The organism is Agromyces sp. ISL-38 (genome assembly GCF_018613935.1).
Taxonomy (GTDB): domain Bacteria; phylum Actinomycetota; class Actinomycetes; order Actinomycetales; family Microbacteriaceae; genus Agromyces.
Genome location: NZ_JAGGPF010000001.1, coordinates 450308 through 477084, shown reverse-complemented (window position 1 = coordinate 477084; position 26777 = coordinate 450308). Strand labels below are relative to the sequence as shown.

Sequence of the window (26777 nt, the reverse complement as noted above, 5' to 3'; positions counted from 1 at the left end):
GGGGTTTTGGCCTCGTGGGAAGACGAAGATCTCGACGTACTCGAACCGCCCGCTCCGCTCAGCGCGGCAGAGGGTTCGGGCCAGTCGCCGTGACGAGCCGCTGCGGGACCCAGCCGTCGACATGGTGGATGCCGTCGAACGTCCCGCCCTGCAGCTCGATCACCGCGCGCAGCGAGCGGCGGTGGAACTTCACGTGAGTGAAGTCCTCGAACAGGACGTAATACGGCTCGTTCCACTGGCTCTGGAACTGCTGGCCGGTCAGCGCCGCCCGATGCCGGCGGGAGAACGCGTCGACCTCCTCGCCGACGACCACGCCGAAGTGCTCCATGCCCATCTTGTAGACGCGCTGGTGGACGGGCGGGATGAGCTCGATGAGCGGGATCACCTGGCCGTCGAGGACGCGGAGCGGCTCAGCGAGGAGGATCATGGACATCGGCCGCCCGTTCCAGACGTTCTCCATATTGGCGATGGCGTGGCGTTCGAGCAGGGTCCGCAGGTGGACATACTGGTCCCACTCCGGCACGCGGACGGCGAGGTGGCTCAGCTCGTACGGCGCGATGTCGATGCCTCGCGCGAGCATGCGGTCGCGCTGCTGCGCGGCGAACGCCCGATAGTCCCCGATGATGTCGCCCACCGGATCGGCCATCGCCCTCCTCCTCTCCGCCGCCTGCTTACGACGGGGTATGCGGCGAACCTATCAGGCCACCGCACGCCGGCCGACGGAGCGACTTGCGCCGGCGGGCCCGAAATCCCCGCGGAGGGGCTTAGCGCCGCTGACCAGCATCGCGCCGCACCGGCGCCGCGTTTTTCAGACACGCCCTAGCTGAAACCGAGGAACTCCTCGAGTCGCGCGATCGGCTCGTACCAGCCGAGATCGAGGATGAGGGTCTGCAACTGCTTGTCGAGGCCCGCGACGACCGCGACGCCGACGAGGATGAACACGGCTCCGATGGTGCGCCGGAACCATCCGTTCGGGTTCGCGAGCCAGCCGAGTCGGCGCACGAAGGCGCGGCCGAGGAGCGCGATGAGCAGCAGCATCCCGGCAAGTCCGACCGCGTAGGCCGCGACATAGCCGAGCCCTTCGCCGAACGAGACGGGCAGCACTGCCGCGACGATGAGGGCGTACGTGGGGCTGCAGCTGCTGAACACGGGCCCGAGTGCGGCGCCCGTGAGGATGTCGCCGGCAACGCTCTGCCGCCGCACCGACCGATCGAGCAGCTCTCCGCTGCGCGACTGGAGGCGGAGCGCGCTCGAGAGCCGATCCCACAGGAAGGGGAAGAGCAGGTCGACGCCGAGCAGGATGATGATGCCGCCGGCGATCACCTGCCAGACCTGCGGGGGGATGCCGAGCAGCGCGGTCGTCGCCTTCAGCAGGAGGGTGAAGACCACGACGCTCACCGCGAGCGAGCCCGCGATGACGAAGGGCCGCCATTGGGCACGCCGTTCGTCGCCGTCGCGCACGATCGATCCGCCGATGATCACGGGCAGGAGCGGCAGCACGCACGGGGCGGCGACCGTCAGCACGCCGGCGGCGAGGGCGAGGAAGAGCGAGGCGGTCACGGGCCCGCGGCGACGAGCGAGGCGACCGACGGCTCGTCGTAGATCACGGCGCTCGAGAGCATCTGCCCCGCGTCGTCGACGTAGACGACCGTCGTCTGCAGGGTGACGCCGTAGCGCTGCCGCAACTCGGTCATGCTGTCGTAGTCGACCTTGATGACGGTGAGCCCGTCGGGCACACCCTGGGTACGCAGCTCCTCGTCGAGGGCGCGGCACTGCGGGCACCAGCTCGCGTGGAAGAACAGCACCTTCTGGCCCGGGGTCGTCGCGATGACGTCGTCGGTGTAGTCGACGTAGGCGCCCGGAGCATCCGCCGCCGGTTCCTCGGTCGGCTCAGCAGTGGGCTCGTCAGTCATCGGGTGGTCGGTCATCGGCGATTCGGTCATCGGTGCCGTGGTGGCCGGCGCCTCGGTGCCGCCGGCGCACCCCGCGAGCGTGAATGCGGCGAGCGCGATCGCGATCATCGCACCGGTCGTTCGTGCCTGCTGCATCAGTTCCCCACCTCGGTTCGCGAGTCACTGAGACTCTGCCTGCTCTCACGCTAACCAAGGCGGCATGCAGAGACGCGGCGAAGACCTTACGGAATGCTGACGGGGTGGGGGCGGCGGCGACGACGGCGCGTCGACGAGACCCGGGCGCCGGGCGCCGTGCGCCGATGGAATGAGCGCTACGCGCCGAGCAGTCGCGACGCCAGGTAGCCCTGCAGCTCGGCGAGCGGCACCCGCTCCTGCTGCATGCTGTCGCGGTCGCGCACCGTCACCGCGTTGTCATCGAGCGAGTCGAAGTCGACGGTGATGCAGAACGGCGTGCCGATCTCGTCTTGGCGACGGTAGCGGCGCCCGATGGCGCCCGCGTCGTCGAAGTCGACGTTCCAGTTCTGGCGAAGGGATGCCGCGACCTCGCGAGCAAGCGGCGAGAGTCGTTCGTTCCGCGAGAGCGGGAGCACGGCGGCCTTCACGGGCGCGAGGCGCGGGTCGAGGCGGAGCACCGTGCGGGTGTCGACGCCGCCCTTCGCGTTCGGCACCTCTTCGACGTCGTAGGCGTCGATCAGGAAGGCCATGAGCGCTCGGGTGAGGCCGAACGCGGGCTCGATGACGTAGGGGGTCCAGCGCTCGTTCTTCGACTGGTCGAAGTAGGAGAGGTCTTTGCCCGAGTGCTTCGAGTGGGTCGAGAGATCGAAGTCGGTGCGGTTCGCGACGCCCATGAGCTCGCCCCACTCGCCGCCCGTGAACCCGAAGCGGTACTCGATGTCGATCGTGCGCTTCGAGTAGTGCGACAGCTTGTCTTTCGGGTGTTCGAAGTAGCGGATGTTGTCGGGCTTGAGGCCGAGGCCCGTGAACCAGTCCCAGCAGTGCTGGATCCAGTAGTCGAACCACTCCTCGTCGGTGCCGGGTTCGACGAAGTACTCCATCTCCATCTGCTCGAACTCGCGCGTGCGGAAGATGAAGTTGCCGGGCGTGATCTCGTTGCGGAACGATTTGCCGATCTGGCCGATGCCGAACGGCGGCTTCATACGCGCCGTCTGCAGCACGTTCGCGAAGTTCACGAAGATGCCCTGCGCGGTCTCAGGGCGGAGGTAGTTCATGCCGGCTTCGTCTTCGACCGGGCCGAGGAACGTCTTCAAGAGGCCCGAGAACTCGCGCGGCTCGGTCCACTGGCCGCGCGTGCCGCAGTTCGCGCACGCGATCTCGGCGAGGCCGCCGACGGGCTCGCGACCCTTCTTCTCCTCGAACTCCTCGAGGAGGTGGTCTTCGCGGTAGCGCTTGTGGCAGTGCAGGCACTCGACGAGCGGGTCGCTGAAGACCTCGACGTGACCGGATGCCTCCCACACCTGCCGCGGCAGGATGACGCTCGAGTCGAGGCCGACGATGTCGTCACGGCTCTGCACCATGTAGCGCCACCACTGCCGCTTGATGTTCTCCTTCAGCTCCACGCCGAGGGGCCCGTAGTCCCACGCCGAGCGGGATCCGCCGTAGATCTCGCCGGCTTGGAAGACGAAGCCCCGGTGCTGGGCGAGGGTGATGACGGAATCGAGACGGCTGGCTGCGGCCACGGTGGCTCCAATGGTCCTGGGGGAATCGGGCGAAGGCCCGGAAACGTACGGACACCATCTTATGGGCGGGCGCGGGCGCTGCCGTGTCCCCCCGACTCGGGGCATCCGCTTCATGGCCCGGCGCCGGTGCGACCACTACGCTGGCGTCATCGTCACTCCTGGGGCGAGGGGGCGCACTGTGTGGGATTTCCTGCTCGACGTGAACGTGATCGATGGTCCGTTCCTCTGGGCCGTGTATGCGCTCGGCGCGCTCGTCGCGATCTACCTGCTCGGCCGCGAGGCATCCGGACACTGGGTTCTCACCGCGATCGTGCTGATCATCGTCGGCGGGATGGTCGGCGCGGGCGTGCTCTGGGCGGCAGTGTACGTGCTCAAGTGGTTCGGCGGACCCGTGACCGAAGCGGCGTGGTTGTGGGTTCCGGCGGTGTTCGCGGGCATCTTCGTCGCGATCTGGAACCTGTGGTTCACACGGTGGTGGCGCAAGCTCATAGCCCTGCTCGCGATTCCGATCTTCGCGCTCACGGCCGTGTTCGGCATCAATGCGGCCTACGGGCTGAACGCCACGCTCGGATCGATGCTGCACATCTCCACCGTCGGCACGATCGACCCTGAAGCACCCGACCTGAGCGAGACCGACCCGGTCGACCCCCTCTACCTCACGTGGCAGCCGCCGGCCGGCATGCCGGAGACCGGCTCGATCGGAGCCGTCGAAGGAGGGATCCCGAACGCGAACTCGGGGTTCCCGGCCCGGCCGGCACAGCTCTACCTGCCGCCGGCAGCGCTCGTCGACGACGCCCCGCGACTGCCCCTCGTGATCATGATGATGGGCCAGCCGGGCGACCCCGACGCGAGCTACATCGGCGCGGTCCTCGACGAGTACGCGGCGCAGCACGACGGCCTCGCGCCGATCGCCCTCGTCATCGACCAGCTGGGCGACCCGGCCGATGACCCGCTGTGCCTCGACTCGGAGCGCGGCAACGTCGAGACCTACGTGATGAGCGACGTCGTGCCGTGGGCGTTGCAGGAGCTGAACGTGCTGCGCGGGCGCCAGTTCTGGACGGTCGCGGGCTACTCCAACGGCGGCGAGTGCGCGGCGTACTTCGGCACGAAGTACTTCGACACCTTCGGCAACCTGCTCGCGGTGTCGCCCGTCGAGTTCCCGGGCGCCGAGCAATCCGAAGAAGTGCTCAGCACGATCTTCGGGGGCGACCAGGCCGCCTACGACGCCGTGAAGCCCGCCAACATGATGGCCGCCAGGGCGCCGTATCCCGACACGACGGCGATCTTCACGGTCGGCGCCGACGACTCCGGGTTCGGCCCGGGAACGCAGCGATTGTCGGATGCCGCGGCGCTGGCCGGCATGAACACCACCTTCTACGCCGTGCCCGATGCCGACCACGGGGTGAGCGCGCTGAACGGCGCCCTCGAGAAGGGCTTCAAGGTGCTCTCCCCACGGCTCGGACTCGCAGCACCGGCACCTTAGGAGCGCAGTATGAGCGACACCGACCGAGCGGCCGGCGCATCGGCCACTGCCGAGACCGACGTCGAGCCCGCCGGCCGGCTCCGCTCGACCGCCTCGGCCGTCGCGGGGTTCGCGCGGCGCGTCCCGTTCAGCTTCGCCCTCGCCGTGCTCCTCATCGCGACGGCGCTGATCACCGGTTCGATCTTCGGCGCCGCGAGTGCGGACGTCGAGACGACCTGGGCGGCCGGAGTCGGAACCACGATCGAGCTCGGCCACGGGTGGAGCGTGCTCACGGCGCTCGCCATCCCCGCCGACCCGTTCCAGCTCGCGGCCGGCGTGGTGCTCGCGGCGACCCTGCTCGGCATCGCCGAGCTGCGCCTCGGCACCGCGCGGTCGATCCTCGCGTTCGTCGTCACGGGCGTCATCGGCGTGACCCTCGGCGTGTCGCTGCAGTGGCTGGGCAGCCTCGCCGGGGAGTGGTGGGCGACCGGCACCTCGATCGACCTCACGCTCGATCCGCTGACGGGCATCGTCGGCGCGCTCATCACCGCCACGGCGTTCATGACGGCGCTGTGGCGCCGACGCATCCGTATCGTCACCTTCGCCTTCGTGCTCGTGTTCGTGCTCTACGACGGCGACTCCTCGAACGTCTACCGGCTGATCGCGGGCATCGCGGGACTCGCGCTCGGCGCGGTGCTCGCCCGCAGTCCGTCGACGCTCGCGCCTCGCCGCAGCTCGCACCGGGAGACGCGCACCCTCATCGCGACCGCGGTGGCGATCACGGCGATCGGTCCGATCGTGTCGCTCATCAATGGCGAGGAGCTCACGCCGTTCGCGTTCTCGGCGACGCTCTTCGGCGCGGAGGTGCCCGACGCCGACACCGTGCTCACCGAGTGCGCGAGCGCGGCCTCGGCATTCTGCGACCGGCAACTCGCGCTGCTGAGCGCGCAGGGGCCGGGCGTCATCGTGCTCTCCTTCCTGCCGCTCGTGCTCCTGTTGCTCGCGGCATGGGGGCTGCGCAACGGCCGCCGGTTCGCGCTCATGCTCGCTGTCGCGGTGAACCTCGCGCTCGCCCTGCTCGCCTGGTTCTCGTTCGATCTCGCGGCGACGATCGCCGACGGCGAGGAGTGGACGGGCTTCGACATCGGCGAGCTCATCGTCTGGACGGTGGCCGCGGTGCTGTTGCCGCTCGGCATGGCCCTGCTGCTGCTCGTGTTCCGGCGGCAGTTCGCCATCCGCGCGCCGCGTCGCGCCGTCGCCCGCTTCACGAGCGTGGTGGTCGGTTCGTTCGTGGTGCTCGCGGGGGCGTACTTCATCACCGCGCTCGTGACGATCGAGGAGTTCGTTCCGGATGCCTCGCCGCCCGACGTGCTCGTCGACACCGTCAAGCGATTCGTGCCGGTGCATTTCGTGGCCGCGTTCGACCCGATCGTCGTGCCCGTGCACGACTTCACATTCGTGCTCTACCAGCTCGTCGGGCCGCTGTTCTGGGCGATTTTCGTGATCGCGGCCGTGCCGTTCCTGTCGGCGACCGCCGATCGCTCGCATGCGCGCGACCGCGCCCGCGTGCTGGCGAACCTGCAGCGCGGTGGCGGCGGTTCGCTCGGCTTCATGGCGACCTGGCCGGGCAACTCCTATTGGTTCAGCGACGACGAGCAGGCCGCCGTGGCCTACCGCGTGGTGAACGGCATCGCGATCACGATGTCCGACCCGATCTGCCTTGCGGAGCGCGATGCGCAGGCGATCCGCGAGTTCGCGGCCTTCTGCGACCGAAACAGCTGGGTGCCGGTGTTCTACAGCGTGCACGATCGCTACCTGCCGGTGTTCGAGGCGCTCGGCTGGCAGCACATGTCGGTCGGCGAGGAGACCGTCGTCACGACGACGGGCCTCGAACTCACGGGCAAGCCCTGGCAGAAGGTGCGGCAAGCGCTCAACCGCGGCATCAAGGAGGGGCTCACGACGGTGTGGACGACGTGGGCCGAGCTCCCGCTCGCGACGGTCGCCGAGATCAACGCGATCTCCGAGGAGTGGGTCGCCGAGAAGGAGCTGCCCGAGATGGGCTTCACGCTCGGCGGCATGGAGGAGCTGAAGGATCCAGAGGTGCGGCTCATGCTCGCGGTCGGCCCGAACGGGCGCCTGCAGGCCGTGACGAGCTGGCTGCCGACGTTCCGCGACGGCGTTCCGGTCGGCTGGACGATCGACTTCATGCGCAGAGCCGACGGCTCGATGAACGGCGTGATGGAGTTCCTCATCGCGTCGGCGGCGCTGCATATGAAAGAGGAGGGCGCCGAGTTCCTGAGCCTCTCCGGCGCTCCGCTCGCGACGAAGCCCCTCGCACTCGGCGAGGAGCCGCCGCCCGCGACGGTGATGACCCGCTTGCTCGACTGGCTCGCCAAGACCCTCGAGCCCGCCTACGGCTTCACCTCGCTCTTCCGCTTCAAGGCCAAGTTCAACCCGGAGTACCACACCATCTCGATGGCCTACCCCGACCCGCTCGCACTGCCGGCGATCGGCGTGGCGATCGGCCGCGCCTACCTCCCCGAGGTGTCGCCGAAAGAGGCCGTCGCACTCGTGCGCACGCTCACCAAGTAGCCGCCGGGGGCACATAGGGTGGAACGGATGCCGCACCTGCCCGACCTCCTCGTCGCCGCGATCGCCCTCGTGCGCGATCGCCGCGTGCTCATGGTCACCGCACGCGACCGCGACGTCTACTACATGCCCGGCGGCAAGATCGACGCCGGCGAGAGCGCAGCGGATGCCGCGGCGCGCGAAGCCCGCGAGGAGGTCGCGCTCGACCTCGACCCCGCCGCACTCGACGAGCTCTTCGAGGTCGTCGTGCAGGCGCACGGCGAGCCCGATGGCCGGCTCGTGCGCATGCGGGTCTTCCGGGCCGAGACGGATGCCGCGCCCGCCGCCTCGGCCGAGGTCGGCAGCGTGCACTGGGTGACCACGGCCGACGCGCACCGCTGCCCGCCCGCGGGCGCCGAGGTGCTCGCCCGGCTCGCGGCATCGGGCGTCATCGACTGAATCGGCCCACCCGGCGCCGAGCGCACGCGGCGTCGGATCAGCCCGGGAGCACGCCCAGACCGTCGACGACGGGGATGGCCGCCAGCAGGCGCTGGGTGTACGCATGCTCGGGTGCCGACCAGACCCGGTCGACCGGCCCGTGCTCGACGATGCGGCCGGCGCTCATCACGGCGACGTCGTCGGCGATCACCCGCACGACCGAGAGGTCGTGGCTGATGAACAGCAGGGCCGCGCCCGTCTCGACGGCGAGGTTGCGCATGAGGATCGCGATGCGGGCTTGCAGCGACGCGTCGAGCGACGCGATCGGCTCGTCGCCGATGAGCAGCTCGGGGCCGGCTGCGATGGCGCGGGCGATGGCGACCCGCTGGCGCTGACCGCCTGAGAACTGGTGCGGGAACCTCGAGCGGCTGGCCGGGTCGAGTTCGACGTGCTCGAGCAGGTCGGGCACGTTCCAGGCGTCGCGGTCGGGATTCACCCGCAGGCCGTCTTCGATCTGGCTGCCGATGGTGCGCCGCGGGTTGAGCGACGCGTACGGATTCTGGAACACCATCTGGATCCGCATCAACGCGGGGTCGCGCCTGCGCAGGCCGAGCTTGCCGACCGGCCGGCCGTTGAACGAGATCGAGCCACCCGATGCCGGCTCGAGGCCGCACACCGCCCGGGCGAGGGTCGACTTGCCGCATCCGGACTCGCCGACGAGCCCGAGCACCTGGCGTGGCTCGAGGTCGAAGCTCACGCCGTCGACCGCCTTGAGCGAGCCGCGACCGGGCAGCTTGTACGAAACCTCGAGGTCGTCGAGCTTCAAGAGGGTCATGATGCGGTCTCGCTTCCGGACGTGCGGTCGCTGCGTTCACCCGGGTCGCCCGCGTCGCCCGGGCCCCCGTCGCCCGAGCGCGCCCCCGACTCGGGCAGCGCGTCGATGAGTGCCTTCGTGTACGGATGCCTCGGGGCGGTGATCACCTGGTGCCGATCACCGTGCTCGACGATCTCGCCCATGCGCATCACCGCGATCGTGTCGGCGAGCGCCGACATCACCCCGAGGTCGTGCGTCACGAGGACGATCGCGATGCCGAGCTCATCGCACAGCTTGCGCAGGAGCCGGAGGATGCCCGCCTGCACGGTGACGTCGAGCGCCGTGGTCGGTTCGTCGGCGATCAGCACCGACGGCTCGCACATGAGTGCCGACGCGATCGCGATGCGCTGCAACTGGCCACCCGAGAACTGGTGCGGGTACTTCCGCAGCGCCGCCTCGGGGTGCGGCACGGCGACGAGACCGAGCATCTCGAGCGCGCGTTCGCGCGCGGCGCGCTTCGACGCACCGGTGTGATGGCGGTAGTGGTCGACGAGCTGCGCCTCGATCGTGAGCATCGGGTGCAGGCTCGCCGTGGGGTCCTGGAAGATCATGGCGATCTTCGCGCCGCGGAAGCGGTTCATGCTGCGCTGCTTGAGGCCGATGAGCTCGGTGCCCTCGAAGCGGATGCTGCCGCCGAGGTCGGCGCCGGCCGGGAGCAGTCCGCACACCGCCAGGCCCGTCATGGTCTTGCCCGAGCCCGACTCGCCCGCGAGACCCGTGATCCGCCCGGCGGGCACGTCGAGGTCGATGCCCCGCAGGATCTCCTTGCGCGCCTCGCCGCGGCCGAAGCCCAGCGTGAGGCCCGAGATGACGACGCCGCCCTGCGCGGCATCCCGTTCGGTCATACCGGCTCGGTTCGTGGTGTTCACCGTGCTCTCGCTCACAGCGCCCTCCCCTGCACGGCCTCTTGCGACCGCGGATCGAGGGCGTCGCGGAGCGCGTCGCCCAGGAAGTTGAAGGCGAGCACCACCGTGAGGATGGCGAGGCCGGGGAACACCGCGATCCACCACGACGAGAAGTTCTGCACGCCGTCGGCGACCATCGAACCCCAGTCGGGCGTGGGCGGCACCGCGCCGAGGCCGAGGAACGACAGCCCGGAGAGCAGGAGGATCGCCGTTCCGACGTCGAGCGTCGCGAGCACGACAACGGGCGAGAGCACGTTCGGCAGGATGTCCTTGCCGAGCGAGGTGAACGGGCCGTTGCCGAGCAGGCGGCCCGCGATCACGTACTCGGCGTTGCGCGCACCGAGCACGAGCGACCGGGTCACGCGGGCGTACGCCGGCCACGACACGATGAGCATCGCGATGACGGCGTTGGTGAGGCTCGGGCCGAGGGCGGCCGCGATCACCATCGCGAGGATGATCGTGGGGAAGGCGAACACGAGGTCGGCGATGCGCATGATCGTCTCGTCGATCGCCTTGCCGAAGTAGCCGGCGATCGCACCCAGTAGGGAGCCGATGAGCATCGCGAAGACCACGAGCATGACGGCGAGCGGGATCGACACCTGGGCACCGCTGATGACGCGCGAGAGCACGTCGCGACCGACCTGGTCGGTGCCGAACCAGTGCTCGGCGCTTGGCGCCTGCAGCCGCTGGAAATATTGGGCGAGCGGATCGTACGGGCTGAGCCACGGCGCGAACACCGCGACGAGCAGCCAGAACACCACGATCGCCCCGCCGGTGATGGCGAGCGGCGTGCGGAGCTGCTTCGAGATGCGCAAGCGGCCCTTCCGCCGCGTCTGCACGGCGAGGACGTCGGTCGTGCCACGCTCGGTCATGCCACCCTCACCCTCGGGTCGATGAAGCCGTAGAGCACGTCGACCAGGAAGTTCAAGCCGATGTAGACACATCCGACGACGAGGCCCACCCCCATGATGGCCGGCAGGTCGAGCTTGGTGGCGGCCGAGTAAGCGTACTCGCCCAGCCCGTGCCAGGAGTAGACCTTCTCGACGAGCACCGTGCCAGAGAGCAGCGAGCCGAACGCGACGCCGAGCACCGTGATGATCGGCACGAGGGCGCCGCGCAGCACGTACCGGCTGACGACCACCCGGCCGGGCAGGCCCTTGGCGCGGGCGGCACGCACGTAGTCGAGATCGAGCACCTCGAGGATGGCCGACCTTGCGAAGCGCGTCAGGAGGCCGATCGTGTAGAGCGCGAGCACGGCCGCCGGCAGGATCAGGTGCGCGACCGCGTCGGCGAACGTGACCCACTGGCCGGCGAGCAGGGAGTCGACGGTGTACATGCCGGTCACCTTCGGCGGCGGGATCGCCGCGGGCGAGAGGCGACCGGAGCCCGGGAACCAGCGCAGCTGCGAGAAGAACACGAAGTAGACGACGAGTGCCAGCCAGAACGACGGCACCGAGATGCCCACGAGACTCACGACCCGGATGACCTGATCGGTGATCGTGCGTCGCCGCAGCGCCGCCCACATTCCCAGCCCGACCCCGAGGACGATGGAGATCAGGATCGCGGTGAGCGCGAGCTCCGCCGTCGCCGGGAACGCCTTGCCGAGGTCATTCGAGACCGGTGCCCGCGTCTGCTGCGACACCCCCAAGTCGCCCTGGAGCACGTTGCCGAGGTAGGTCACGTATTGCACGGGGAGCGGCTGGTCGAGACCGGCGTTCTCCCGGAACTGCGCCACGATCTCGGGGTTCGCGGCGGCCTGTTCGCCGAGCGCCGCCTGCACCGGGTCGGCCGGCACGAGGTTCGTGAGGGTGAAGGTGACGAGCGTCACCCCGAATAGCAGGAGGATCGTCAGGGCTGCCCGGACGCCGAGATAGCGCGCGAGCGGGTGGATGCCCGCTCGCGCGCCCTGCTTCTCTGGTGCCGTGTTACTCGATACCGGCAAGATCGACAGTCCAGGTGGGGTTGAGGGGCACCGAGGTGATGCTCGTCGCGGTCACCACGTTCTGCGCCGGCTGCAGCAGCGGGATGAACGGTCCGCTCGCGTTCTGCGCCTTCTGCAGCTCCTCGTAGGCGCCAGCACGGGCGTCGGCGTCGGTCGCGGCCACGGCAGCGGCCGCCAGATCAGTCACCGCGGGGTCGGCGCCTGCAGCCCAGCCGGCCCGCAGGCCCACGAGCTCGCCGGGGGTGAAGGCCAGGTAGTTCGACGGGTCGGGGAAGTCGGGGCCCCAGTACCAGAGCCCGACCGTCTCCTTGCCGTCGCGGTAGGCGTCGAGTTCGGTGGCGACCGGTGCGGGGGCGAGCGTGATGGTGATGCCCACGTCTTTCAGTTGCGCCTGGATCGACTCCGCGACGCTCTGGAGCGAGAGCCCCTGCACGGTGATGTCGTTGGGGAAGTTCAGCGTGACCTCCTCGCCGGCGTACCCGGACTCGGCGAGCGCGGCCTCTGCCGCGTCGGCGTCGAACTGGTTGCCGTCGGCCGCGTCGAGGGCGCCGTTGAAGATCGACGGGATGAAGCCGCCCGGACGAATCGAGCCCTCGCCGGCGAGATCGACGATCTTGTCGTAGTCGATGCCGAGCTTGAACGCCTCGAGGAACTTCGGGTTGCTCGTGATCTGGCTGACCGCGGGGTCTTGGTTCAGGAACAGGAAGATCATGTACCGCGAGGGGTTCGCGATGATCGAGACCTTGGAGGAGTCGAGCTCGGAGACCTGGTCGGGATTGAGGTCGAGCGCCACCTGCGAGTCGCCGGCCTCGACGTTGAGCTTCTGCGTCGGGCCCTGCACGTTGCGGAGCACCACGCGCTCGTACGCGGGCTTCGTGCCGGTGTACTCGGGGTTCGCCGTGAACACCACTTGGGATGCAGCGTCGAAGGACTCGAGGATGTAGGGACCGGAGCCCGCCGACTCGGTGTTGAGGAACTCCTCGGCCGCGTCGTCGGCCGTGGTGGTGCCGCCGTTCTCCTCGACGACCTCCTGGTTGACCACGCCGAGCGCCGGGTTCGGGAGAATGAAGGGCAGCGCCGGGTTCGGCGTCGCGGAGGTCAGCGTGAGCGTGGTGTCCGACGTCTTTTCGATCGTCACGCCGTCGAGCAGGAACGACGGATTGCCCTTGACGCCCTGCACGCGCTGCAGCGAGAACACCGCGTCGTCGACCGTCACCTCCGAACCGTCTGAGAACGTGTGGCCCTCGTTCATGGTGAGCGTCAGCACGGTGTTGTCGGCGTTCATCTCATAGCTCGCGAGCCCGTCGACGGGCGTCGTGACGTCGTCGCCGTCGAAGGTGAGGAGCGTCTCATAGAGGGCCTTCGCGACGATCGAGCCGGTCGTCTCATACTCGCGATTGGGGTCGGCGGTCTTCAGGTCGAACGAGGCATCGACGACGAGCGACTCGCCGGGGGCGGAGTCAGGGGAGGCTGCGGGCGAGCAGGCGCTGAACGCGAGCGAGGCGGCGAGGGCCAAGCCGAGTGCTGCCGCGCTGCGCCGGGCTGTGCGGCGGAACGATCGTGACAAGGTGGTGCTCCTTATCTGAATGGAGGATGAGTGCGAAAATAGTGCGCCCGGAGATCATTCGTCAATCATCGATGCGGTAACGAAGAAGAATTGTCTCGATTCTGCCACCCGAATGGCATATTCTCTCAATCGAAGTCCCTCCCCATTGCTGCGACTGGACAGATGGAGTCCTTGATGCAACTCGATGACACGCACATCCGGATGCTGGAGCTCTTGCGCGAAGACGGCCGCACGTCCGTCGCAGCCCTCGCAGAGCACCTCGGCATCTCCCGGTCCAACGCCTACACGCGCTATGAAGCCCTCGTGCGTGCGGGCGTCATCCGGGGCGTTCATGCCGAGGTCGATCCGGCGGCCGTCGGCATCGGCGTGGCCGCAATGGTGTTCGTCACGCTCCGCCAGAGCCAATGGGCCGACTTCCGCGCGCGACTCTCGTCGGTGCCCGAGCTCGAGTACTTCGCGGTGACCACGGGAGAACACGACGCCATGCTGCTCGTGCGCGCTCCCGACGTGGCGGCGATCCATGAGCTCGTCGCCACCAGGCTCGCGCAATGGCCGTCGATCAAGGCGACGACGACCGTGTTCCTCATGGACGAGGAGCGCGCCCAGGTCTCGCTCCGGATGATCCGGTCGGAACGCACCTCGGTCGAGGACTCCGGTGAGCGCTTCGGGATGACGCGGTTCGTGCGCACGAGCGACGATCGTGCCCAGCGCGTGCCCGATCGACGCCGGCGCTGAGCGCCGAGCAGATCAGGCGGGCTGCGCCCCCACGACCTCGCGGCAGACGCTCGTGTGGAGCACGCCGTCGGGCGTGCGGAACTCCTCGGTGAGCAGGAGGGTGCCGTCCTCGTTCCGCGAGATGACCGACGAGGCGTTCCCGGTGGTCGTCCCGGCGTCATGGCCACGGTGCACGAAGGAGATCTCGATGCGGGCCTGGTTCCGCACGCCGCAGAAGCGGCCGACCGCAACCGTGTCCCCCACGTACTCCCCCCACAGCACGCCGTCGGCCTCGTGGTAGACGAAGCGCGTCGGGGCATCGTGGTCGACGATGCTCGAGGTGGACGAGACCATGTCGAACACCCGCCGGTCGAGGTCGACGTCGAGAGTGGCTGGGGTGGTCTGATGGTCCGATCCGGTCATGACGACATTGTGTGGAGGCGGCGAAACGAGTGTCAACCGCGTCGCGTTCCGTCTCGATTCGAGGCGCCTGGTGGTCTGGTTCTGAGACAAACTGCACCGGATGTCGCTTCCTGCCCGGATGTTTCGTCGAGGGCCCTCCTGATGACTTGACGACCTTTCCCGGCTGGTGGCTTACTGGGCACTATGCGTCCAGAGCCTTTCGTCTTCCGCGACCCTCGCACCCAGCCGCTCCCCGCGACCGAGGAGTTCCGGCGCTACCTGGCCTCCGGTTGGGGGCCCGTCGATCGACGCGCTGACGTCGTCGCCGGCGCCGGCCCCGCTGCGAGTCGGCACCGCGCGACGATCGGGGAGCAGTTCCCGGGGCGCACGATCGTCGTGCCCGCCGGCCGCGCCCACGTGCGCTCGAATGACACGGAGTACGGCTTCCGCCCGGACAGCGACTTCGTCTGGTTGACGTCATGCCAGGCCGAAGGCGCGGTGCTCATCATGACGCCGGCTGGCGGCGGACACGATGCCACGCTGTTCATCCCGGAGCCCGTCGCGCCGGGCGATGAGGCCTTCTACGCCGACCCGCTGCGCGGCGAGCTGTGGATCGGCCCGGCCGCGGGCCTCGTGGAGTGGACGACCGCCCTCGAGGTCGACGTCAGGTCGCTCGACGCGCTCGGTGACGCGCTCGACGCCGACACACTCGGGGCGGGCGCATCCGAGCCTCGACTCATGGGTCGGGTCGCCCCGTCGGCGGACCTTCTCGTGGCACTCTCGGCTGCGAAGCTCGAGAAGGACGACTGGGAGATCGCGCAGCTGCGTTCGGCGGTGGATGCCACGGTGGCCGGATTCCGTGCCGTCGCCGCCGAGTTCCCGGCAGCCATGGACTTCGGCGGGGAGCGCTGGTTGCAGGCCACGTTCGAGCGCCACGCGAGGACGTTCGGCAACGGTGTCGGTTACTCCACCGTCGTCGGCAGCGGCCCGCATGCTCCCACCCTGCACTGGACGCGGTGCGACGGCCCTGTGCTCGCAGGGCACGTCGTGCTCATCGACGCCGGCGTCGAAGCCCGTTCTCTCTACACCGCTGACGTGACCCGCTCGCTGCCCGTCGACGGCACCTTCACACCCGTGCAGCGGGAGGTGCACGATCTGGTCGAGCGCGCGCACCGCGCGGCGATGGCCGAGGTCGGCCCCGGCAAGTCGTTCCTCGACATGCGGAGCACCGCCTACGAGTCGATCGCGACCGCGCTGCGCGAGCTCGGCATCCTCCAGGTCTCCGTCGACGAGGCCATGTCACCGACCGGGCAACAGCACCGTCGGTATCTCCCGAGTGGCACCGGGCACCACCTCGGACTCGACGTGCACGATTGTGCGAAGATCGGCGATGAGCGGTACCTCGCTGAGCCGCTACGCCCCGGAGCGGTCCTCACCGTGGAACCGGGCCTCTACTTCCAACCGAACGACCTCACGGTGCCGCCCGAGTTGCGCGGCATCGGCATCCGCATCGAAGACGACCTGCTCGTGACGGCGACAGGGCATGAGGTGCTCACCGCGGCGTTGCCGATCGACGCCATCGGTCTCGAGGCCTGGTTGCAGGAGTCGCCCGCCTAGACTGCCGTCATGGCGAGCGCCCGTGAATTCCGCAGCGGCGAATACGTGGTCGTCATCCGGCAGTCGGGCATCGCCGACGGGCCCGACTACGTGCTCGTGCACGGCCTCGGCATGGCGCACGAGTACTGGGACGGCGTCGCCGAGGTGCTCGAGCCGACGGGTACCGTGTACGCCCTCGACCTGCCCGGATTCGGCGACGCTCCTGAGCCGGTTGAACCGCTGAGCATGTCCGAGTCGGGTGAGCTGCTCGCCGAGCTGCTCGTGGCGGAGGGCATCGAGCGGCCGGTGCTCGTCGGGCATTCCACGGGCGCGCAGGTCGCCGCCGAGACCGCGGCGCGGCATCCGGAGCTCGTCGACCGGCTCGTGCTCATCGGGGCCAGCGTGAACCCCCGCGAGCGGACGCTCGCGAAGCAGATCCTGCGGTTCCTGCAGGACATCGCGGTCTTGAACCCCAAGGCGCTCGTGGAAGGGTTCGCCGCGTACACGCAGGCGGGGCCGCGGTGGTTCGTCGCGAACCTGCGGCCGATGCTCGAGCACCGCCTCGAACGGGCACTGCCGCTGATCGAGGCCGACACGCTCGTCATCCGCGGCGAGCACGACCGCCTCGTGCCGCGCTACTGGGCCGAGGAGATGGCGGCGCTCACGCCGAAGGGCCGCTTCGTCGAGGTCCCCGGCCGTGGCCACGACACGATGATCGTCGGCGGGCGCGAGGTCGGCGAGATGGTGGTCCGACACGCACGCGGCGAATCGGTCGGCCGTGTGGTGACACAGCCCCGGGAGCCGCTCGAGGCCGAGCGGATGAATCGGCTCAGTGCCCTCGGATGGTGGGCCCGCGACTACGCCTACGCCGCCGGCCGGCAGCTCGCCTTCGCCGGCGCACGCCGGCCGCCGGTGCACTGGCGCACCGGCGACCCGGCGAAGCCCGAGGTCGTGCTGCTGCCCGGCGTGTACGAGCACTGGTCGTTCCTGCGGCCGCTGGGCGATGCGCTGAACGCCGCGGGCCATCGCGTGCTCGTCGTGCACGGACTCGGCCCGAACCGGCTGGGGGTCGCCGAGACAGCGACGCGTCTCGAGCGTGCCCTCGCCCGAGTGCCGGTGCCCCCGGCGGGCCGCGTGATCGTGGGGCACAGCAAGGGCGGGCTCATCGGCAAGTATCTGCTGGTCGGCGGCGACGACAGCGGCGACCGTGCCGGCGCGCTCGGCATCCGCGGGGTCGTCGGCGTGTGCACCCCGTTCGGCGGAGCGCGGCGGGCGCGGCTGTTCCTCGACCCGAGCATCAGGGCACTGCTGCCGAGCGACGAGACGATCGTGATGCTCGGGAGCGCGGCATCCGTCAACGCCCGCATCGTCTCGGTGTTCGGCACGTACGACCCGCACGTGCCCGACGGCAGCGTGCTCGACGGCGCCACGAACGTGCGAGTGCCGGTGGCCGGGCACTTCCGGGTGCTCGCGGCGCGCGAGACGCTGCTCGCGGTGATCGACGGCATCGCGCAGCTCACCGCCGACACCCGCCCCTGAGCCGCTCGAGCCGGTCCCCGCGATTCGGCGCAGGTACATCGCCGGGGCGCAACGAACACCGTGCGCCGAGCCGGCCAACGTGCGCCGGATCGGCAGTGTCAGTGCACGTACTCGAGCAGGTCGAGGCCGACCTGGTGCATGCCGTCGAGCACCGCGAGGCGCGACGAGAGCATCGTGTCGGCGAAGTACATCGACACGGCGTAGGACACGCTCGCCCGCGGGCCGCGGAGCACCCCGACCTCGCTGCGCACGCCGCCGTCGGTGCCGGTCTTGTTCATGAGCAGCACGTTGTGGTCGGGCATGCGGTGCGCGAGCGGGTCGAGGCCGAACGCGCTCGCGACCATCGACAGGTCGGAGTTGAGTGAGAGCCATCCGACGACCCGCTGCGAGACCTCGGGGCTCACGATCTCGCCGCGCGCGAGCGAGGCGAAGAGCCACGTGAGCTCTTTGGCCGAGCCGATCGAGAGCTGCGGGGCGTCATCGGGGCCGCGATGGTCGCGCACGAGGTCGAGGAGCGCGGTGCGGGTGAGGCCGAGGGTCTCGGTGCGGGCGCGCACCGCTTCGAGGCCCACGTGGCGGATGAGCACGTTCGTGGCGAGGTTGTCACTCGTGGCGCCGATGAGCGAGGCGAGATCGGCGAGCGGCAGCGACGGCGACTGCATGTGCTGCCAGATGCCCGAGTCGCCCACGGAGTCGCGCGGGGCACGGTCGAGCACCGTGAACGCCTCGGCGCTCGTGCCCGCGAGGCGGGAGGCCACCTCGACGAGGAGCAGCACCTTGCCGATCGATGCCGTCGGCATCACCACGTGGTCGTCGACCGAGAACAGCACCTTGCCGGTCGCGAGATCGGTGGCGCGTGCCGAGACCTGCACGCCCGCGAGCGCGAGCTCGCCGAGGGAGTGGAAGCCGCGGGAGAAGTTCTCGTTGGGCTCCTCGGTGCGATGCCGTCCGCGCCGGATGCTGGCGTGCCTCGCTCGTCGCTCGGAACCCTGCGACGACGTCACCACGGTGCTTGCACGATCTTCCTCGGACGGTCGGCGCTCCCCCACCGCGGTCTGCGGCGCGCTCGAACTTGGTGAATTTGGCGGTTGCGAGAAGTCGACTACCAGATCGTCACCCGCTCGGCTGGATCCAGCCAGAGGGCGTCATGAGAGGTCACTCCGAAGCCAGCATAGAACTCGTCGATGTTCCTGACGATCTGGTTGCAGCGGAACTCGTTCGGCGAGTGCGGATCGATCGCGAGCAGGCGCACGACCTCCTCGTCACGGCCTTTCATCTGCCAGGCCTGTGCCCAAGAGAGGAAGAACCGCTGCGAACCCGTGAGGCCGTCGATGACGGGCGGCTCGCTGCCCTCGAGCGAGATGACGTAGGCCTTCCATGCGATCGCGAGTCCGCCGAGGTCGCCGATGTTCTCGCCGATGGTGAGGGCGCCGTTGACGTGGTGGTCGGGCACCTGGGCCGGCGCGAGCGCGTTGAATTGCTCGATGAGTGCCTTCGTGCGCTCCTCGAACGCCTCGCGGTCGGCCGCGGTCCACCAGTCGGTGAGCCGGCCGTCACCGTCGTACTTCGACCCCTGGTCGTCGAAGCCGTGCCCGATCTCGTGCCCGATCACCGCGCCGATCGCGCCGTAGTTCGCCGCGGCATCCCGCTCGGGCGTGAAGAACGGGTACTGCAGGATCGCCGCCGGGAAGACGATCTCGTTGAAGCCCGGGTTGTAGTACGCGTTGATCGTCTGCGGGGTCATGAACCACTCGTCGCGATCGATGGGCTTGCCGATCTTGCCGAGCTCGCGGTTGAACTCGAATTCGGCGGTCGCGCGCACGTTGCCCACGAGGTCGTCGCCGATCTCGAGCGCCGAATAGTCACGCCATTTCACGGGGAACCCGATCTTCGGCGTGAACTTGTCGAGCTTGTCGAGCGCCTTCGCGCGGGTCTTCGGACCCATCCAATCGAGCCCCGAGATCGACTGCCGGTAGGCCTCGACGAGGTTCGCGACGAGCTCGTCCATCTCGGCCTTCGCCGCCGGCGGGAAGTGCCGCTCCACGTAGATGCGGCCGACGGCCTCGCCCATGGCGCCCTCGACGAGCGAGACACCGCGCTTCCACCGCTCGCGCATCTGCGGCGTGCCGGTGAGGGTGCGCCCGTAGAAATCGAAGTTCGCCTCGACGAAGTCGTTGGAGAGGTAGGCGGCGCTCGACCGGATCACCTGCCAGGTCAGCCAGTCGCGCCAAGCCGGCAGGCGGTCATCGGTGAGGAGCGCGCTGAGGCCCTCCACGAACGAGGGCTGGCGCAGCACGAGCTCGTCGAACGCTCCCGCGGGCACGCCCATCGCGTCGCGCCACGTGGCCAGGTCGATGCCGCCATCGGCTTCGGTGGTTCCGGATGCCGCCGCTGCGGCATCCGCCCACTGGTACAGGTTGTACGTCTTCTCGCTGTCGCGCGACGCCACGTTGTCCCAGTGCGCCTTCGCGATCTCCGTCTCGAGGTCGAAGACGCGGACCGCGCGGTCCGCGGGATCCTCGAGCCGGGCGAGCCCGAACATCCGCTCGAGGTGGGCACCGTAGGCGGTGCGGATCTCGGCGAAGCGCTCCTCGCGGAAGTAGCTCTCGTCGGGCAGGCCGATGCCGCCCTGCTCGACGAACACGAGGTAGCGCTCGGGGTCGCCCGGGTCGTTGTCGACATAGAGCTGCGCGAAGCCCGAGACGCCTTGGCGTTCGAGTCGGCCGAGCGTCTCGAGGAACGTGTCGATCGAGGCGATGAGCGACACCTCGACGAGCTGTCCGGCGATGGGCGTGGCGCCGAGGAGGTCGGCTCGCTGGTCGTTCATGAAGCTCGCGTAGAGGTCTCCGACCTTGCGCGCCTCGGTGCCGGGCTCAGCGTCCTGTGCCTCTTCGATGATCTCGCGCACCGCGTGCTCTGCCTCTTCGTGCAACACGAGGAAGGAGCCGTAGCGCGCCTTGTCTGCGGGGATGGCGGTGCGTTCGATCCACTTGCCGTTGACGTGCCGGAAGAGGTCGTCTTGGGGGCGGACCCCCTCGTCGAGCTCGTCGTGCGCGATTCCTGAGGAGAGCGTGACGTCAGTCATTCCGCCAGCCTACGTCTCGGTGCCCTGCGAGCGGATGCTTCGGCCGCGCGTCTCACGGCGCACTCGCAGCGTGGCGGCATGCCCGCGGCATCCGGTACCCGCTCACCGCAGCTGCGCGAAGCCCTCGGCCATGCGGGTCGGACCCACGATGAGGATCCTGTCGTCGGGCCCGAGCACGGTGTCTGCGTCGGCGTTGTGCCAATCGGCGCCCGGCTTCTTGAATGCGGCGACGGTGACACCGAACTCCTTTCGGAGGCCGCTCTGGCCGAGCGGCACGCCGCAGAGCCGGGCAGGCGGCGACGCCTTGACGATCGCGTAGCCCTGCTCGACCTCGATGTAGTCGAGCGCCGCACCGCGCACAAGATGCGCGACGCGCTTGCCCATGTCCTTCTCGGGGTAGATCACGTGGTGCACGCCGAGCTGCTCGAGGATGAGGCCGTGCCGGTCGTCGACCGCCTTCGCCCAGATGATGGGCACGCCCATGCCGAGCAGCACGGAGCACGTCAGGATCGAGGCCTGGATGTCGTTGCCGATCGCCACGACGACGCGGTCGAACTCATCGACTGCGAGCTGACGGAGGGCCTCCTCCTTCGTGGCGTCCGCGCGCACGACCTGGGTGAGCTGGGTGTTCAAAGCCTGCACGAGCTCTTCGTCCATGTCGATGCCGAGCACGTCCGTGCCGGCAGCCATCAACTCGAGCGCAAGCGACCGGCCGAAGCGGCCGAGGCCGATGACGGCGACGGAGTCGGCCTCGGCGATGCGGCGAGTGGTGTCGCCGCCGAAGATCGAGAATCTAGCCAATGGCGGGCCTTTCCTTGGGGTACTCGTAGAGGATGCGGCGGTCGCGGAGCGCGATGGCCGAACCGAGGGTCAGCGGCCCGAGTCGGCCGAGGAACATGAGCACGACGAGCACGAGCTTCGCGGCATCCGGAAGCTCGAACGTGATGCCCGTGGAGAGCCCCACCGTGCCGAACGCGGACACCGCCTCGAACATGACGCGGTCGAGGTCGAGGCCCGTGATGAGCATCAGGGCGAGTGTGCCTGCCATCACCGCGGCGACCGCGATGAGGGCGACGGTGATCGCCTGGCGGTGCACCGCGCGGGAGAGCCGCTTGCCGAAGATGTTCACGGCGGCCTCGCCGCGCAGCTCCGTCATGATGATGAAGAAGAGCACGGCGAACGTCGTGACCTTGATGCCGCCCGCCGTGCCCGCAGGGCCGGCGCCGATGAGCATGAGCACGTCGGTGCCGAGCCACGACTCGTTATGCATCGCGGCGGTGTCGATCGAGTTGAACCCGGCGGTGCGCGCCTGCACCGACTGGAAGAAGCCTGCGAGCACCCGCGCGCCCGGGTCGAGGCCTCCGAGCGTCTTGGGGTTGTCCCACTCGAGCAGGGTGATGTAGACGGTGCCGAGGACGAGCAGCACGAGCGTGGCCCACAGCACGATCTTCGTGTTCATCGACCAGTGCAGCGGATGGCGGAACTCCTTGCGCAACTGCATGATGACCGGGAAGCCGAGGCCGCCGAGGATCACGGCCGCAGCGATGGGCAGGCAGATGAAGGGATCGCTCACGAACCCGATGAGGTTGTCGCTGTAGAGCGCGAAGCCGGCGTTGTTGAACGACGACACGGAATGGAACACCGCGTGCCACGCGGCCTCGCCCACGCCGTAGCCGTATCCGAACAGGAAGCGCAGGAACAGGAGGAGGAACGTGGCGGCCTCGACCAGGAGGGTGATGAGCACGATGCCCCGCACGAGCCCGCGCACGTCGTCGTAGCCGACGGACTTCGCCTCGGCCGCCGTGTTGAGCCGCGACCGAACCGAGAGCTTGCGCGCCAGCACGAGGCCGATGAGGGACGCGAAGATCATGATGCCGAGGCCGCCGAGCTGGATGAGCAGCAGGATCACGACCTGCCCGAACGAGCTCCAGTACGTCGGGGTGTCGACGACCACCAGACCCGTCACGCAGACCGCCGAGGTCGACGTGAAGAGCGCATCGACGAAGGAAGCGGGTGTGCCGGTCGTGGTCGCGAAGGGCAGCGAGAGCAGGCCGGTGCCCGCGAGGACCGCCGCCGCGAAGCCGAGTACCACGGTCTGTGCGGGGTGCAGTCGAAGGCCGCGGCGGGCAGACCCGCGCCGCGCCGCGTCCACCGTCGAACGTGTGGTCACCTCGGTACTCTAGACCTCCCTGCACTTCGCCATGCCTCGACGTGACGAAGTGCTCCGAGATCGAGCGAGCGGATGCCGCGAGCCGGCCGTGTCGGCCCCGCCGCGTAGGCTCGAAAACATCAGCACCACCACGTCCCGCGGCGTCGACCGCGACATCCTGCGCCTCGCCGTGCCCGCGCTCGGGGCGCTCATCGCCGAGCCGTTGTTCCTGCTCGCCGACACGGCGATGGTCGGCCACCTCGGCGCAACACCGCTCGCGGGCCTCGGGCTCGCGAGCGCCGTGCTGCAGACGATCATCGGCCTCATGGTGTTCCTCGCCTACGCGACGACCCCCGCGGTCGCGCGGCGGCTCGGCGCGGGCGATGCGCGCGGCGCCGTGGCATCCGGCATCGACGGGTTGTGGCTCGCGCTCGGCATCGGTGCGGTGCTCGCCCTCGCCGGGTGGTGGGCGGCGCCGGTGCTGGCGGGCGCGTTCGGTGCTTCGGCGGAGGTGACGGCCGAGGCATCCGTCTATCTGGCGATCTCGATGGCGGGGCTGCCGGCGATGCTCATCGTCTTCGCGGCGACGGGCCTGCTGCGCGGGCTCCAAGACACGCGCACGCCGCTCTTCGTCGCGGGCATCGGCTTCGCGGCGAACATCGCGTTGAACTACGTCTTCATCTACGTCGCCGGCTGGGGCATCGCGGGCTCGGCGGTGGGCACGGTCATCGCGCAGTGGGGCATGGTCGCGGTATACCTCGTGGTCGTCGGCCGGCATGCCGCGAGGGTCGGCGCGAATCCGTGGCCGCACCACGCGGGAGTGCTGCGAGGGGTGGCGTCGGGCGGCTGGCTGTTCCTGCGCACCCTGAGCCTGAGGGCCGCGCTCCTGCTCGCCACGTGGGCGGCGACTTCGCTCGGCTCAGAGGAGCTCGCGGCGTTCCAGGTCGCGATCACGATCTACTTCACGCTCGGGTTCGCGCTCGACGCCCTCGCGATCGCCGCCCAAGCGCTCATCGGGCACGGGCTCGGCTCTGGCGACGTCGACGCCGTGCGGGCGGTGCTGCGCCGATGCCTGCAGTGGGGTGTCGCGAGCGGTGCCGTGCTCGGCGCCCTCGTGGTCGCGACCGCGTGGGTGATCCCGGCGGTGTTCACGAGCTCGGGCGAGGTCGCGGCGCTCCTGCCGCCCGCCCTCGTGGTGCTCGGCATCTCGGCGCCGCTCGGCGGGCTCGTGTTCGTGCTCGACGGCGTGCTCATCGGAGCCGGCGACGTGCGCTACCTCGCCTGGACCGGCCTCGTGAACCTCGCGGTGTTCGTTCCGCTTGCCGTCGCGGTCGTGACGGTGGCGCCACCGGGGGCTGCCGGGCCCGCGTGGCTCATGGCCGTGTTCGCGATCGGCTACCTCGCTGCCCGCGCCGTCACCCTCTCGCTCCGCGCTCGCGGGTCGGCGTGGATGGTCACGGGCGTGCTTGGGTGAGCTTGGTGAGCTTGTGAACTCGTGAACTCGTGAACTTGTGAACGAAAGGCAAAAATGACCTCCATCCTCGTCACGGGCGGCACCGGCCGGCCCGGCAGGCCCACGGTCGAACTCCTCCGATCCGCCGGCCACGACGTTCGCGTGCTCAGCCGCCACGAGGGCCCTGGCCGCGTAGTGGGCGATCTGCGCTCGGGCGACGGAATCCGCGAAGCGGTCACCGGCGCGGGCACGGTCGTGCACCTCGCGACGCGGAACAGCTTCGGCGACGGCGCGCTGATGCGAACCCTCCTCGATGCGTCGCATGCGGCCGGCGTCGGCCACGTCGTCTACCTCTCCATCGTGGGCGTCGACCGGATCCCGCTCGGCTACTACCGGCAGAAGCTCGAGGCCGAGCACCTGCTCGAGTCGTCCGGCCTGCCGCACACCATCCTCCGGGCGACGCAGTTCCACGAACTCGTCGCCGGGCTCTTCGCGGCGCAGCGGTTCCTGCCCGTCGTGTTCGCCCCGAAGATCTCGTTCCAGCCGATCGCGGTCGGCGATGTCGCGACACGGCTCGCCGAGCTGGCCGGCGGCGAGCCCGCGGGCCGCGCTCCCGACGTCGGCGGGCCCGAGCAGCTGCCCGCACGCGAGCTCGCACGGCAATGGGCGGCGGCGGCATCCGTGCACCGCAGGATCGTGCCGGTGTCAGTGCCGGGCCGCACCTTCGCCGCGGTGGCCGCCGGCCACAACCTCGTTCCCGGGCCGGCGTTCGGCACGACGACGTTCGCCGACTTCCTCGCCGCGAGATACGGGGCGAGCGTATGACGCTCACGCTGCGCATCGGGCTCGCCGTGCTCGCCCTCATCGAACTCATGCTCGGCGTGTGGACGTCGTTGTTCCCCGAGAGCTTCTACCGCGACGTGCCGACCGTGAACCTCACGCCGCCGTACAGCGAGCATCTGTTCCGCGACTTCGGCGGCGCCACGCTGGGGCTCGCCATCGTGCTGGGCGCGGCAGCGATCTGGCCGACAACACGACTCGTCGTCATCGCGCTGCTCGCGTACCTCGCGTTCTCGGCACCCCATTTCGTGTTCCACCTCGGACACCTGCACGGCGCAACGGCCGTCGAGGCGAGTCTGCTCACGGTGGCGCTCGCCGCGACGGTCATCCTGCCGTTCGCCCTGATCGGCGTCGCGACCATCCGTGTGCGGCGAGCTCCCGGCGGAGTCAGCGCACCCCGAGCCACTCCCGAGCAGCAGTGACGAGCGTGCTGACGCCGACCGTGAGCGTCGGCTCGATCACCGGTGCGAACTTCGGCGAGTGGTTCGACGGCAGGTTGTCGGGCAACCGCCCGGTCATGTGGAAGTCGGCGAAGAGCTCCGGGTCGGCCCCGCCGAGGAGCCAGTAGCAGAGTGGTGCGCCCGCCGAGGTGGCGAGCACGCTCACGTCCTCGCTGCCCGAGACGACGCCAGGGTCCAGCACGCGCTCATCGCCGAGCAGCCTGCGCAGGGCCGCGGCCGTGCGCGCCGTCGCGGCCTCGTCGTTGACCGTGCGCGGGTAGTGGTCGTCGTAGTGCACCTCGGGCTCGATGATGGCGCCGGATGCCGCAGCCTCCGCCTTCACGATGCGCTCGATCGCGGCGAGCACCCTCACGCGCACGGCGTCATCGAACGTGCGCACCGTGAGGCCGAGCCGCGCTTCGGACGGGATGATGTTGTTCTTGGTGCCGCTGTGCACCTGGCCGACCGTGACGACGGCACCGTCGGCAGCCGCGATCTCCCGCGACACCACGGTCTGCAGCCGCATGATCGTCGAGGCGGCCATCACGACGGGGTCGACCGTGGTCTCGGGGCGCGAGCCGTGGCCGCCTGATCCGTGCAGCACGATCGTCATCGAGTCTGCGCTCGCGAAGGCGACGCCGGCCCGCACCGCCGCGAACCCCGCCGGCAGCGGGCCGACATGCTGGCCGAGCACGACGTCGGGCTTCGGCATCCGATCGTACAAGCCGTCGTCGACCATCACGCCGGCGCCGCCGCCCCACTCCTCGGCGGGCTGGAACACCACGGCGAGGGTGCCCGTCCACTCGGCGCGGTCGCCGGCGAGCTGCTCGGCAGCCCCGAGCAGGCACGTGACGTGCACGTCGTGGCCGCACGCGTGCATGACGGCCACATCGTTGCCCTCGTGATCGGTGCCGCGCGCCGTGCTCGCGTACGGCAGGCCGGTCGCCTCTTCGACGGGCAGGGCGTCCATGTCGGCGCGGAGCAGCACGGTCGGCCCGTCGCCGTTGCGGAGGAGGCCGAGCACGCCGGTCGTGCCGATGCCGGTGGTGACGTCGTAGCCGAAAGATCGGAGCTGGTCGGCGACGATGCCGGCGGTGCGATGCTCCTGGAACGACAGCTCGGGGTTCGCGTGCAGGTCACGATAGGTCGCTTCGAGGTCGACGCTCATCTCGTCAGCCTAGGGACGACCGTGC

General features: G+C 69.6%; 24 protein-coding genes. 9 read left to right on the top strand and 15 right to left on the bottom strand.

Going from position 1 to position 26777, the window contains the following annotated elements:
- Positions 1 to 58 precede the first annotated feature (58 nt).
- From J7E25_RS02270 to J7E25_RS02255, 4 genes are all read right to left on the bottom strand, one after another.
- Entirely contained in the window at positions 59 to 646 is a 588-nt protein-coding gene (locus J7E25_RS02270; protein ID WP_214867520.1) for a VOC family protein, read from the bottom strand.
- 173 nt (positions 647 to 819) lie between these two features.
- On the bottom strand, positions 820 to 1560 hold the full coding sequence (locus J7E25_RS02265) for a cytochrome c biogenesis protein CcdA (protein WP_214867518.1): 741 nt from the start codon (positions 1558 to 1560) through the stop codon (positions 820 to 822).
- Positions 1557 to 2048: a thioredoxin gene (locus J7E25_RS02260; RefSeq protein ID WP_214867516.1), complete on the bottom strand. Its 492-nt coding sequence runs from the start codon at positions 2046 to 2048 to the stop codon at positions 1557 to 1559. Before J7E25_RS02260 ends, J7E25_RS02265 begins: the two co-directional genes overlap by 4 nt.
- 176 nt (positions 2049 to 2224) lie before the next feature.
- The gene (locus tag J7E25_RS02255; RefSeq protein WP_214867514.1) at positions 2225 to 3610 is read right to left on the bottom strand and encodes a glycine--tRNA ligase; all 1386 of its coding nucleotides are present in this window, start codon (positions 3608 to 3610) and stop codon (positions 2225 to 2227) included.
- 178 nt (positions 3611 to 3788) lie between these two features.
- On the opposite strand from J7E25_RS02255, the gene J7E25_RS18245 reads away from it, so the two are divergent.
- Genes J7E25_RS18245 through J7E25_RS02240 form a run of 3 tightly spaced genes read left to right on the top strand, consistent with a single transcriptional unit; the run spans position 3789 to position 8099 of the window.
- A complete protein-coding gene (locus J7E25_RS18245; protein WP_214867512.1) occupies positions 3789 to 5093 on the top strand; it encodes an alpha/beta hydrolase-fold protein in 1305 nt (434 codons plus the stop codon).
- A gap of 9 nt (positions 5094 to 5102) precedes the next feature.
- Positions 5103 to 7664 carry a bifunctional lysylphosphatidylglycerol flippase/synthetase MprF gene (locus J7E25_RS02245; protein WP_214867510.1) on the top strand — a complete coding sequence of 854 codons (2562 nt, stop codon included), beginning with the start codon at positions 5103 to 5105 and terminating at the stop codon, positions 7662 to 7664.
- Positions 7665 to 7691: 27 nt separating this feature from the next.
- Positions 7692 to 8099 carry an NUDIX domain-containing protein gene (locus J7E25_RS02240; RefSeq protein WP_214867508.1) on the top strand — a complete coding sequence of 136 codons (408 nt, stop codon included), beginning with the start codon at positions 7692 to 7694 and terminating at the stop codon, positions 8097 to 8099.
- Between the two features lie 37 nt (positions 8100 to 8136).
- On the opposite strand, the gene J7E25_RS02235 is transcribed toward J7E25_RS02240, so the two are convergent.
- The 5 genes from J7E25_RS02235 to J7E25_RS02215 are packed head-to-tail and all read right to left on the bottom strand — an operon-like array spanning position 8137 to position 13366.
- Positions 8137 to 8913 carry an ABC transporter ATP-binding protein gene (locus J7E25_RS02235; protein ID WP_214867505.1) on the bottom strand — a complete coding sequence of 259 codons (777 nt, stop codon included), beginning with the start codon at positions 8911 to 8913 and terminating at the stop codon, positions 8137 to 8139.
- Positions 8910 to 9836, bottom strand: coding sequence for an ABC transporter ATP-binding protein (locus J7E25_RS02230; protein ID WP_308164314.1), 927 nt, complete (start codon positions 9834 to 9836; stop codon positions 8910 to 8912). The genes J7E25_RS02235 and J7E25_RS02230 overlap by 4 nt, the downstream gene beginning before the upstream one ends.
- Entirely contained in the window at positions 9833 to 10729 is an 897-nt protein-coding gene (locus J7E25_RS02225; protein WP_214867503.1) for an ABC transporter permease, read from the bottom strand. Before J7E25_RS02225 ends, J7E25_RS02230 begins: the two co-directional genes overlap by 4 nt.
- Complete coding sequence (locus J7E25_RS02220) at positions 10726 to 11799, bottom strand: ABC transporter permease (RefSeq protein WP_251038702.1); 1074 nt, start codon at positions 11797 to 11799, stop codon at positions 10726 to 10728. The genes J7E25_RS02225 and J7E25_RS02220 overlap by 4 nt, the downstream gene beginning before the upstream one ends.
- Entirely contained in the window at positions 11783 to 13366 is a 1584-nt protein-coding gene (locus tag J7E25_RS02215) for an ABC transporter substrate-binding protein (protein WP_214867500.1), read from the bottom strand. Before J7E25_RS02215 ends, J7E25_RS02220 begins: the two co-directional genes overlap by 17 nt.
- A gap of 174 nt (positions 13367 to 13540) precedes the next feature.
- Between J7E25_RS02215 and J7E25_RS02210 the strand changes: the two genes are divergently transcribed.
- Entirely contained in the window at positions 13541 to 14101 is a 561-nt protein-coding gene (locus tag J7E25_RS02210; protein WP_214867498.1) for an Lrp/AsnC family transcriptional regulator, read from the top strand.
- 12 nt (positions 14102 to 14113) lie between these two features.
- Here J7E25_RS02210 and J7E25_RS02205 read toward each other — a convergent pair whose 3' ends face one another.
- The gene (locus J7E25_RS02205; RefSeq protein ID WP_214867497.1) at positions 14114 to 14503 is read right to left on the bottom strand and encodes a hypothetical protein; all 390 of its coding nucleotides are present in this window, start codon (positions 14501 to 14503) and stop codon (positions 14114 to 14116) included.
- A gap of 183 nt (positions 14504 to 14686) precedes the next feature.
- Between J7E25_RS02205 and J7E25_RS02200 the strand changes: the two genes are divergently transcribed.
- On the top strand, positions 14687 to 16099 hold the full coding sequence (locus J7E25_RS02200) for an aminopeptidase P family protein (RefSeq protein WP_214867495.1): 1413 nt from the start codon (positions 14687 to 14689) through the stop codon (positions 16097 to 16099).
- Between the two features lie 9 nt (positions 16100 to 16108).
- Positions 16109 to 17617 carry an alpha/beta fold hydrolase gene (locus J7E25_RS02195; RefSeq protein ID WP_214867493.1) on the top strand — a complete coding sequence of 503 codons (1509 nt, stop codon included), beginning with the start codon at positions 16109 to 16111 and terminating at the stop codon, positions 17615 to 17617.
- Positions 17618 to 17715: 98 nt separating this feature from the next.
- Here the strand turns inward: J7E25_RS02195 and J7E25_RS02190 are convergent, their stop codons facing one another.
- From J7E25_RS02190 to J7E25_RS02175, 4 genes are all read right to left on the bottom strand, one after another.
- Complete coding sequence (locus tag J7E25_RS02190) at positions 17716 to 18621, bottom strand: serine hydrolase (protein WP_215006712.1); 906 nt, start codon at positions 18619 to 18621, stop codon at positions 17716 to 17718.
- Between the two features lie 98 nt (positions 18622 to 18719).
- Positions 18720 to 20702, bottom strand: coding sequence for a M13 family metallopeptidase (locus J7E25_RS02185; RefSeq protein WP_214867489.1), 1983 nt, complete (start codon positions 20700 to 20702; stop codon positions 18720 to 18722).
- A 102-nt stretch (positions 20703 to 20804) separates the two neighbouring features.
- Entirely contained in the window at positions 20805 to 21503 is a 699-nt protein-coding gene (locus J7E25_RS02180) for a TrkA family potassium uptake protein (protein WP_251038701.1), read from the bottom strand.
- On the bottom strand, positions 21496 to 22872 hold the full coding sequence (locus J7E25_RS02175; protein WP_308164312.1) for a TrkH family potassium uptake protein: 1377 nt from the start codon (positions 22870 to 22872) through the stop codon (positions 21496 to 21498). Before J7E25_RS02175 ends, J7E25_RS02180 begins: the two co-directional genes overlap by 8 nt.
- Before the next feature lie 31 nt (positions 22873 to 22903).
- Between J7E25_RS02175 and J7E25_RS02170 the strand changes: the two genes are divergently transcribed.
- The 3 genes from J7E25_RS02170 to J7E25_RS02160 are packed head-to-tail and all read left to right on the top strand — an operon-like array spanning position 22904 to position 25566.
- Positions 22904 to 24325, top strand: coding sequence for an MATE family efflux transporter (locus J7E25_RS02170; RefSeq protein WP_214867487.1), 1422 nt, complete (start codon positions 22904 to 22906; stop codon positions 24323 to 24325).
- 54 nt (positions 24326 to 24379) lie between these two features.
- Positions 24380 to 25129: an SDR family oxidoreductase gene (locus J7E25_RS02165; RefSeq protein ID WP_214867485.1), complete on the top strand. Its 750-nt coding sequence runs from the start codon at positions 24380 to 24382 to the stop codon at positions 25127 to 25129.
- Complete coding sequence (locus tag J7E25_RS02160) at positions 25126 to 25566, top strand: DUF4345 family protein (protein WP_214867483.1); 441 nt, start codon at positions 25126 to 25128, stop codon at positions 25564 to 25566. Before J7E25_RS02165 ends, J7E25_RS02160 begins: the two co-directional genes overlap by 4 nt.
- Here the strand turns inward: J7E25_RS02160 and J7E25_RS02155 are convergent.
- Positions 25532 to 26752, bottom strand: a complete 1221-nt coding sequence (locus tag J7E25_RS02155) for an amidohydrolase (protein ID WP_214867482.1) — start codon at positions 26750 to 26752, stop codon at positions 25532 to 25534. The genes J7E25_RS02160 and J7E25_RS02155 overlap by 35 nt on opposite strands.
- Positions 26753 to 26777 lie beyond the last annotated feature (25 nt).